The 9,579-nt window shown below is 44.7% G+C and carries 10 protein-coding genes and 2 tRNA genes; 8 read left to right on the top strand and 4 right to left on the bottom strand.

Annotated elements, in window-relative coordinates; translation table 11 throughout:
• Positions 1-279 precede the first annotated feature (279 nt).
• The 4 genes from PHF79_03010 to PHF79_02995 all read right to left on the bottom strand — a co-directional run bounded on the left by PHF79_03010 (position 280) and on the right by PHF79_02995 (position 1,983).
• Positions 280-366: transfer RNA gene (locus PHF79_03010), tRNA-Ser, on the bottom strand.
• A 37-nt stretch (positions 367-403) separates the two neighbouring features.
• On the bottom strand, positions 404-877 hold the full coding sequence (locus PHF79_03005; protein MDD5318760.1) for an NUDIX hydrolase: 474 nt from the start codon (positions 875-877) through the stop codon (positions 404-406).
• A gap of 211 nt (positions 878-1,088) precedes the next feature.
• A tRNA-Ser gene (locus tag PHF79_03000) sits at positions 1,089-1,177 on the bottom strand.
• A gap of 65 nt (positions 1,178-1,242) precedes the next feature.
• The gene (locus PHF79_02995; protein MDD5318759.1) at positions 1,243-1,983 is read right to left on the bottom strand and encodes a hypothetical protein; all 741 of its coding nucleotides are present in this window, start codon (positions 1,981-1,983) and stop codon (positions 1,243-1,245) included.
• A 20-nt stretch (positions 1,984-2,003) separates the two neighbouring features.
• Between PHF79_02995 and pilM the strand changes: the two genes are divergently transcribed.
• Genes pilM through PHF79_02955 form a run of 8 tightly spaced genes read left to right on the top strand, consistent with a single transcriptional unit; the run spans position 2,004 to position 9,330 of the window.
• On the top strand, positions 2,004-3,146 hold the full coding sequence (pilM, locus tag PHF79_02990; GenBank protein ID MDD5318758.1) for a type IV pilus assembly protein PilM: 1,143 nt from the start codon (positions 2,004-2,006) through the stop codon (positions 3,144-3,146).
• Between the two features lie 32 nt (positions 3,147-3,178).
• Positions 3,179-3,886, top strand: coding sequence for a hypothetical protein (locus PHF79_02985; protein MDD5318757.1), 708 nt, complete (start codon positions 3,179-3,181; stop codon positions 3,884-3,886).
• An 18-nt stretch (positions 3,887-3,904) separates the two neighbouring features.
• The gene (gene pilO / locus PHF79_02980; protein MDD5318756.1) at positions 3,905-4,444 is read left to right on the top strand and encodes a type 4a pilus biogenesis protein PilO; all 540 of its coding nucleotides are present in this window, start codon (positions 3,905-3,907) and stop codon (positions 4,442-4,444) included.
• A gap of 1 nt (position 4,445) precedes the next feature.
• The gene (locus PHF79_02975; GenBank protein MDD5318755.1) at positions 4,446-4,853 is read left to right on the top strand and encodes a hypothetical protein; all 408 of its coding nucleotides are present in this window, start codon (positions 4,446-4,448) and stop codon (positions 4,851-4,853) included.
• Between the two features lie 5 nt (positions 4,854-4,858).
• Positions 4,859-6,580, top strand: coding sequence for a GspE/PulE family protein (locus tag PHF79_02970; GenBank protein MDD5318754.1), 1,722 nt, complete (start codon positions 4,859-4,861; stop codon positions 6,578-6,580).
• Positions 6,581-6,627: 47 nt separating this feature from the next.
• Positions 6,628-7,029 carry a response regulator gene (locus PHF79_02965; GenBank protein MDD5318753.1) on the top strand — a complete coding sequence of 134 codons (402 nt, stop codon included), beginning with the start codon at positions 6,628-6,630 and terminating at the stop codon, positions 7,027-7,029.
• Between the two features lie 13 nt (positions 7,030-7,042).
• Positions 7,043-8,104 (top strand): PilT/PilU family type 4a pilus ATPase, encoded by a 1,062-nt coding sequence (locus tag PHF79_02960; protein ID MDD5318752.1) that lies wholly within the window; start codon positions 7,043-7,045, stop codon positions 8,102-8,104.
• A gap of 17 nt (positions 8,105-8,121) precedes the next feature.
• Positions 8,122-9,330 carry a type II secretion system F family protein gene (locus tag PHF79_02955; GenBank protein MDD5318751.1) on the top strand — a complete coding sequence of 403 codons (1,209 nt, stop codon included), beginning with the start codon at positions 8,122-8,124 and terminating at the stop codon, positions 9,328-9,330.
• The last annotated feature ends 249 nt before the right edge of the window (positions 9,331-9,579 follow it).

Genomic DNA, 9,579 nt, shown 5'->3' with positions numbered 1-9,579 from the left:
GTACTGACAGAGCGTGGTTGTTAAAGATTTTAAAACAATTCCATGATTTTCTTAGCATAAATCTCAAATTATCTCTCCACCCTAATAAGGTCTTTATCAAGACTGTCTCTTCGGGTGTTGACTTTCTCGGATGGGTGCACTTTTTTGACCATAGAGTCATCCGGACAACAACAAAACGCAGGATGTTTAAGAGGCTTAAAGAAAATACGGCAGATGCGACGATCCAGGCATATAAAGGGCTGTTATCCCATGGAAATGCACATAAACATAAATTGGCTGCGGAGAGAGTGAGATTCGAACTCACGGAACCAATTAAGGCTCGGCAGTTTAGTAAACTGCTGATTTAAACCACTCATCCATCTCTCCAATTTACGGAGGCAGTGTAGCATATTTTATTGACTTGTTAACTACTCTTTAATATATTTTCCACCTCCTCAATTTCTTCATAAATCCCAGCAATGAGATCCAGAGTTTTGGCTTCTTCCAGCGACACCCATCGGTATTCTACAGCGTCTTCATCAAGCATCACTTCTCCAGAAATATAGGGAGCGTAGTAGCTCAAGACAAGGACGGGGACGCCGTCTGGTCGGATGAAAGTAAGGTCGAGAAGATATTTGGCTTTGCCGATCACAACGTTTACTTCTTCTTTTATTTCTCTCAAGAGGCCTTTTTCGATGGCACCATACCAGCCGGCATTGCCCAGAGTTTGGGGAGTGTTGATATAATCGTCGACATTTAAGCCGCCGCCGGGCACCGTCCATTTGTTTGGATGGACTTTTTTAGTCGGGCTTCTTTTGGTGACCAGATATTTATTCTGAGCATTATAAATAATGCAGGTGGTAGCGATGCGGTGGAGCTCTTTGTCTTTGATTTCCATATAGGAGAATTTTAACATTATGAGAGTTTTTTACAATTTAAAAATTTAGCAACTAGGGAGGAATGCGAGATTCGCTCCTTACAGGAGCGGTACAGGCTTCGTATCGTGCTCGCTCCGCTCCGCGCGATATACTCAGCCTTTTCGAATCTCGCACGCAAAGCCCTCAAGGGCTTTGCTCGTCTCCTTGTTCACTCACTGCGTTCGTTCACGGCGGAGACGGCGAGATTCGAACTCGCGAGGGGGTATAAAGCCCCTGCCTCTTTAGCAAAGAGGTACGTTAGACCACTCTGACACGTCTCCATATACTCCCACTGTCTACTCAACTATTGCGTGCCCACTTTAACACATCTTTTGTTCCCTCTCAATTAGTGGGCGACGGCAAGACAGATAATATTGGGCCCTCCGAGAGCAATCAGAGGTCGGCAAGCTTCTTGAAAAGTGCTACCTGTGGTGGTGATGTCATCGATGATCACAAAAATGGCGTGAGGGCTATTGAAAAAGCTTTCTGAAAGATTTTTCGATTTAGGAATGACAAAACAATCTCTCAAATTGCTCAGACGCTTTTTTTGCGAAAGACTGGCTTGAGGTAATGTGTCAGTAGTTTTAATTAGTAAATTTGTAGCCAAGGAAATGGCTTCGGTGGTCTCATTCATGTGCTCAACGAAAGCTCTTGCCAGCTCCTCATTTTGATTGAACCCTCGTTCATGCAGACGTCTTTTGGATAGGGGAATAGGGATCACAATTATTTGATGTTCTCGCTCGACAATATTTTTTAGAAAAAATTCAGCCAAAATTAGGCCGAACTTAGCCGCTACGGCTTCATTTCGGCGTTTTTTGAGCTCACGCAAGACTGGACTGATCAAAGGGTGTTGATATTGAAGCAGAGCATAGGCAGCTAGCTTGGACTGTCCAACCAAAACTGACGCTAGGGGTGTGTTTTTATGTTCTCGTCCAGCCAACTCTAGCAATCTTTCAACGGGAATTTTCAAGAAATCCTCTATCCGCTCGGTCTGACTAGCGGCATGGCCGTCTATTGGAAAAATAGTATCCACCAGAAAACTCCAAAACCCTTTAAATAAAAACCTAAGCCATGATATAATCTGCATAACGAAAGCGTACGCTCCCTATGGCAAATATATTTCAAAATTTCTTCAAAAAACCCGAAACAAGCATCATTGGTGTGGACATTGGAGGCTCAGCCATCAAAGTAGTGCAGCTTCGCAAAAAAAAGGGCAAAGCCGTGCTTGAGACTTATGGCGAGCTGGCCCTCGGTCCATATGCCGGCATGTCTGTTGGCCAGGTGGTCAATCTGCCTCCAGAAAAGCTAGCCGAAGCTGTCCGGGATGTTCTAAAAGAGGCCAAAATCACCACCACCAGTGCGGGGGTGGCTATTCCTTTTCGTTCCAGTCTCGTCTCACTCATAGAAATGCCTGCCGTGGATGAAAAACAGCTTCAGGAAATGATTCCGATTGAAGCGCGTAAATATATTCCTGTGCCAATCAGCGAAGTCACGCTCGATTGGTGGATTGTACCAAAAGAAGAAGGGCGCGAGCTTGATTTTGTTGAAAATGAAGAAGATGACAGTTCGGAACAACACATCAAAAAAGCCCAGCAAAAGACGGACGTGCTCGTGGTTTCAATTCACAACGAAGTGCTCAGCAATTACAATGCCACCGTCCAAGCTTCCGGCTTGCACACGAGTTTTTTTGAAATAGAAATGTTTAGTGCGACCCGTGCTCTGCTCTCACAAGAAACCTCTCCGGTCATGATTTTTGACATGGGTGCGACGGGCACCAAGATTTATATTTTGGAAAAAGGAGTGGTGCGCACTTCGCACATCATCAACAAAGGTTCTCAGGACATTACCATTAGTATTTCAAAGGGGATGGGGGTCAGCATTGATCAGGCTGAAAAAATTAAAAGAGGAATGGTCACCACTGGCACGGATGATGCCGAACAACAAAAAAATATTTATGAAATTATTTCTGTGCCTCTGGACTACATTTTTTCCGAAGCCAACACGGCTCTTTTAAATTACCAGCGGCATTACAACAAAACTATCAGCAAAGTTATTTTGACAGGGGGCGGCTCCGCCCTTCGTGGCTTTACAGAGCTGGCTAAAGCCAACTTTCAAGCCGAAGTAGTGATAGGGGACCCGTTTGCAAAAGTGCAAGCCCCAGCTTTTTTGGAGGATGTTTTGAAAGCGACTGGCCTGGAGTTTTCGGTGGCGGTTGGTCTGGCCTTGCGCAAGCTTCAGGAGTTTGAATAAAAATTTATTAGTTGTTATACTTAAACCAGTATATGGAAACAAAGTTCCAAACATCATTCATTCCAAAAAAACCAATCTCCAGTAATGGAGGGATTGAAAAAACTCGCGGGGTAAATATTTTTACCCTCGTCGCTTTTTTTATATTTTTTGTGAGTCTCGCCGCTGCTGGCGGAGTCTTTGTCTATAAAGCCATTTTGCAAAAGAGCATTGACTACCAACAGCAGCAATTGGTCTTGGCCCAAAAGGATCTCAATCCATCTACTTTAGAAACATATGTCCGACTCAGTGATCGGATCCGATCAGTCAAGACTATTTTACATACTCATATTCAAGCCTCAAATCTTTTCGGTATCATTTCCCGCAACACCTTGCCCACAGTGCGCTTCAATGATTTCAATCTAGCCTATCAGACCAATAAAGTGACTCTGACCATGCATGGTCAAGCAATCAATTACGACTCAGTCGCCCTTCAGGACAAGGCCTTCTCTGATCCGACTATGAAAACTATTTTTCATAGTCCCATTTTTTCAGGTCTCGATGTAGATAGTGGTGGCAATATTGTCTTCACTTTCACCGCTTCCGTCGATCCAAGCCAGTTGCTCTACTATACATCGGTAGAGTCTATGCTCCAGTCTCAAGGAGATCAGTCTGCTCAGCAGGCCCAGCAGCAACCAGCCCAGACCCAGCCAGCTAGTGCTACGTCGAGCGCTGGCTTTACCCCATTACCATCCAACCGTTGATTTTGCTCTAATTATTTTATGAAATTTATTACACCCATCATCCTCGTCATCCTAGCCATCGGCATTTTCTTCGGGTACACCGATGGTGTCTATCAGGATGTTAAAGGTCTTTCTATCACTAAAGCTCAGCTTGCTGATGCCCAGGCCAATGCTGCCAAGCTTCGAGCCAAGCGGGATCTCTTGGTGCAGGATTACAACAATATCCCAGATGCCAGCATCCAGCGTTTGCAGAAAGCTTTACCGGATGGCGTCAACAATGTAGGGCTTGTTTTGGATATAAATGATATTGCTTCTAAATACGGAATGATTATTAAAGGTATTCAGATCAATCAGGAAACGGCAGGATCTGGGGCGGTTGTTTTGGGTCCAGATAGTAAGCCATACGGCTCAATCACTCTTTCATTTTCAGTTACCACCTCATACGAGACTTTTCAGTTATTTTTGCATGATTTGGAAAGCAGTTTGCGAGTCGTTGACTTGACGTCTCTTTCCTTTGCGTCGAACAAAGACAATTTATATACGTATTCTCTAACCATCCAAACCTATTGGTTAAAATAACATGAGTAAACTCAAACCCATCATCATTATAGTTATCATCGTGGTCATCGGTTTCTTTGTCTACAGTTATTTTTTTGTGAACAAAGCTCCGGTCCAGTCTACCGGAGGCTTGTCTCAGACCAATGTAGCGGCAGGCTCGGGTAGTGATCTTACCCCAGACCAATCCTTTGTTACTCAGCTTGCCACCATCGACACCATTAGCCTAAAGGATGATATTTTTAACGACCCAGTGTTTGCTAGCTTAGTCGACTTCAGTCGCGAGCTCGTCCCTCAGACTCCTGGTCGACCAAACCCGTTTGCTCCTTTGGGCAGCAACGACGCCAATATTTCTGCCAGCTCTTCGGCCAATGGTGGGGTGACTTCAGCTTCAGCCACCAGTACCAAAACGGCTACTTCAACTAAAAAGTAATCATAATGAATTTTCTTGACGTTCTTGTTTCAAAAAAAATATTAAGCAAAGATGATGCCAACTATGTCCGCCAAGAAGCCGAAAGCGGCGAAAGGAGCATAGAGGAAGTCTTGCGAGATAGGGAAATAAGCCCGAACGAGATTTTGCTTGCCAAAAGTGAGGCGCTTAAAATTCCGATGAAAAATCTTGAAGGCAAAGAAGTGCCTTTCGAGGTTTTAAAATATATTCCGGAGGAGTCAGCCCTTCATTATAAATTTATTCCTTTTGCTATAAACGAGGGCGTCCTTGAAGTAGGCTTGGTAGATCCTGACAATATTGAAGCTCGCGATGCTTTAAGTTTTATCGGAACCAAGGCTAATATGCCTTTTAAAATATACCTTGTATCTGAGGAGGATTTTGAACGTGTCCTCGCCTCTTATAAGGGTCTTTCCGGTGAAGTGACCAAAGCCCTGAGTGATTTGGAAAGCGAATTTTCAGCCGAAGAAGTAGAAATTCAGCGCCAGGAAAACGATAATCTTTCTAGTCGAAGCAATCAGGCGACTATTATTGAAGATGCTCCGGTGACAAAAATTGTGGCGACAATCCTCCGCTACGCCATTGAAGGTGATGCGTCAGATGTACATATCGAACACATGCGAGACAAGATCAGAGTACGTTTCCGAGTGGATGGCATTTTAAATACCAGCTTGATCCTGCCGATAAACGTTCACCCTGCCGTGGTGGCGCGCATCAAGATCCTTTGCAATATGAAACTGGACGAAAAGCGCAAACCGCAAGATGGACGTTTTAGTGCGCGTATTGAAAATCGCAAAATTGATTTTCGCGTGTCTACTTTTCCAGCCTATTATGGTGAAAAGATTGTGATGCGTATTCTCGATCAAGAAAAAGGTGTGCAAAAACTGGATAAAATGGGCATTAGTCCCCGCAGTCTGTCTTTGATCAAAGAAGCCATTACCCGTCCGTACGGTATGATTTTAATTTCTGGTCCGACAGGCTCTGGAAAGACGACCACTCTTTACTCAATGTTGAACGAGCTCAATATGGAAGAAATGAATGTGTTGTCACTCGAAGACCCTGTTGAATACAATATTGATGGTATGAGCCAATCACAAGTGCGGCCTGAAATCGGATACACCTTTGCTTCGGGTTTGCGTACGACTCTTCGTCAAGACCCAGACGTGATCATGGTGGGGGAGATTCGAGACAAGGAGACAGCGCAGCTTGCTGTGCAAGCTGCGTTGACCGGCCACCTTGTGCTCTCCACTATTCACACCAACAGTGCCGTCGGTGTCATTCCTCGATTGGTGGACATGGGAGTCGATCCTTACCTGATTGCTCCTACCCTTATTTTGACTATGGCTCAGCGTTTGGTTGGCAAGATCTGCCCAGACGCGGTCAAAGAAGTGCCTTTTGACGGCGCTATTAAAGTCTTGGTAGAAAAGCAATTTGAGGATTTGCCAGCGCAATTTAAATCTGAAATTCCTCAAGTTTCGACAGTCTATGAAATCTCTCCTACGCCAGAGTGTCCAAAAGGTACTCGTGGTCGTACGGCTGTCTTTGAAGCTTTCAAAATGGACCGCGAGCTCGAGGCACTTATTTTGAAGGATCCGACTGAGGTGGCTATCAATAAGCTACTGCGCGAAAAAGGGATGATGTCTATGCGGGAAGACGCCATCATCAAGGCGCTTCGCAAGGAAATTCCTTTCGAGGAAGTGAATGCGCTGTAGATTTTTAAAAAAAGAAATATGCTATAATAAGCTCATAAAATACTTCTATGGACACCGAAAAAAAAATCAAAATAATGATCGTAGATGATGACAAATTTTTGCTCAACATGTATTCGATCAAATTTCAGCGGGAAAATTTTGAGGTCTCCACCGCCAGCGATGGTAGTGATGCCTTGACTAAGCTGACTGAAGGTCTTGTTCCAGACGCCATTATTTTAGATATTGTGATGCCCAGCATGGACGGTCTCGAAGTGCTTGAGCATATTCGCAAAGAAAATCTCGTGCCGACGGCTCGGATTATTATTTTGAGCAACCAGGGTCAATCATCCGATATTGATAAGGCAAAACGCCTAGGTATCGATGGTTATATTGTCAAAGCCACGACTATTCCTTCTGAGGTTGTAGCTGAAGTGCGTAAGGTGTTGAGTCGTCAAGCAACGAAAGTTTAATTTAAATAAAAAAATGGATTACCATCAAGAACTCGAAGATTTGCTCAATACCACAGTGCGCGAGGGCGCTTCGGACCTTCATCTTTCCGAAGGCAGACATCCCACTCTCCGGGTGGCAGGATCACTTATTCCTCTCGTCAAAAAAGCCGTCTTGACTCACTCGGACATTGAGGGCTTGTTGAGCGCTCTTATCAGTGACGAAAACAAAAAGCTCTTTATGGCCAAAAAAGAGTTGGATTTTTCCTACAATTTTAAAGAGTTTGGCCGTTTCCGAGGCAATGCTTTTTTCCAACAGACTTATATCGGCATTGTGCTCCGTCATATTCCAAAACAGATCCGTACTTTGGCCGAACTCAATCTTCCGCCAGCTCTTGAGCAGTTTGCCCAGCGCCAGCAAGGCTTTTTCCTTGTGGTAGGACCTGTCGGTCAAGGAAAAACCACCACGCTCGCCGCTATGATTGACTTGATCAACCAGCAACGCGCCGAGCACATCATCACTATCGAGGATCCTATCGAATATATTTACGAACAAAAAAAATCCATCATCGATCAGCGTGAAGTGCGAGTAGACACCACTGATTTCAATGCTGCTCTGCTCAGTGTCTTCCGTGAGGATGTGGATGTCTTGCTGGTGGGCGAGATGCGAGGTTATGAGACTATGGCCGCAGCGGTCACTGCCGCTGAGACTGGTCATCTTGTGCTTTCGACCCTTCACACCAACAACGCCGCTCAGACTATTGATCGTATTATTGACTCATTTCCATCTGGCCAGCAGGATCAGATTCGGATTCAGCTGGCTGGATCCTTGGCTGGGATTTTTTCTCAGCGTCTCATCCCTCGTATTTCTGGCGGCTTGATCCCAGTATACGAGCTTTTGATTGCCAACAACGCCGTGGCCAATCTTATCCGCGAAAAGCGCACCCACGAGATCAATACTGTCATCGAAACCGGTTCGGAAGAGGGAATGATTGATATGAATCGTTCGCTAGCCGAGCTGGTGCGCAAGGGTGAAATCACGATCGAAAATGCCTACCTCCACTCATTCAATCCAAAAACTTTGGAAAGATTTTTGTAATTCTTTATTAAAAAATTATGTTATTCAATTACAAAGCACTTGACGAAACCGGAGCAGCTAAAGATGGATCGATCGACGCCATCAATGTGGATGTTGCTATCAATTCACTTCAGCGCCGCGGTCTGACCATCTCTTCTATTAAAGAGGCCGATGCCCCTGGCAGTTTTTTAAATCGAGACATCGGCCTCTTTAACGGCGTCAAAAACAAGGATGTGGTCATCTTGTCTCGTCAGATGGCCACTCTCTTTACCGCGCAGGTTTCAGCTTTGCGTATCTTCAAGCTTCTTTCCAGCGAGACAGAAAACAAAACCTTAGGAAAAATCCTAGCCCAGATTGGAGATGATTTGCAGGGAGGCAGCACTATCTCAGGTGCTTTGGCCAAACATCCAAAAGTTTTTTCCGGTTTTTACGTCAACATGGTCCGAGCGGGAGAGGAATCAGGCAAGCTTGATCAGACTTTTGTTTATTTGGCAGACTACCTTGACCGCAACTACGAAGTGACCTCAAAGGTCAAGAATGCTTTGATTTATCCGGCTTTTGTGATCACTACTTTTATTGCGGTGATGTCTTTGATGCTGACGGTGGTGATCCCGAAGATCAGTGGTATTTTGCTCGACTCCGGACAAAAAGTCCCAGTCTATACTTCGATTGTGATCGGAGTCAGTCAGTTTTTGGTCAACTACGGTCTTTTTATTTTAATTCTCATTATCATCGGTGGTTTTATGGCCTTTCGTTTTAGTAGGACGGCGGCTGGTAAGGCCAGTTTTTCCCGTTTCAAGCTCGATATACCCTATATCGGTGCCCTCTATAGAAAGCTCTACCTGGCTCGCATTTCAGACAACATGAACACCCTGCTCGCCAGCGGTATTCCAATGATCAAAGCCTTAGAGCTGACATCTACCATTGTGGATAATATTGTTTTTGAAGCCGCTTTGCTCCAAGCCCTTGAGGCGGTCAAAGGCGGTGCTCCTGTCTCGGAGGCCCTTGGTCGTCATCCAGAAATTCCAGGCATTATGACAGCCATGATGAAGATAGGTGAAGAGACCGGTGAGCTCGGGCATATTCTCGAGACTCTAGCCAAGTTTTATCAGCGTGAGGTGGTCAATGCTGTGGACACTCTTGTGGATTTGATTGAGCCTATCATGATTGTCTTGCTGGGTCTGGGTGTTGGATTCCTGCTCGCTTCAGTTCTCATCCCTATTTACAACATTTCTTCAGCTTTGTAGGCGTGGTTGTGCGTCGCAAAAGATGAATTTTTTAGTTATCCACACCGCCCTTGGCTACCATAGGCATCTCTAGTATAATAAGAGCACAATTGAAAAGCTTTCTTTAACAGACCTTTCAATTTAACAATAATTATTAATAGTGAAATTTAGCAGTCAATAACAGTAAATTTAAAAAATGAAAAAAACAACTTCAGGTTTTACATTGATTGAACTCTTGGTGGTCATCGCCATCATCGGTATCCTTTCATC

The organism is Candidatus Paceibacterota bacterium, assembly GCA_028714275.1.
Classification (GTDB): Bacteria; Patescibacteriota; Minisyncoccia; order Phycocordibacterales; family CAINVO01; genus CAINVO01.
Note: the sequence above shows the minus strand (reverse complement) of the source record. Positions and strands in the feature narration are given on the sequence as shown.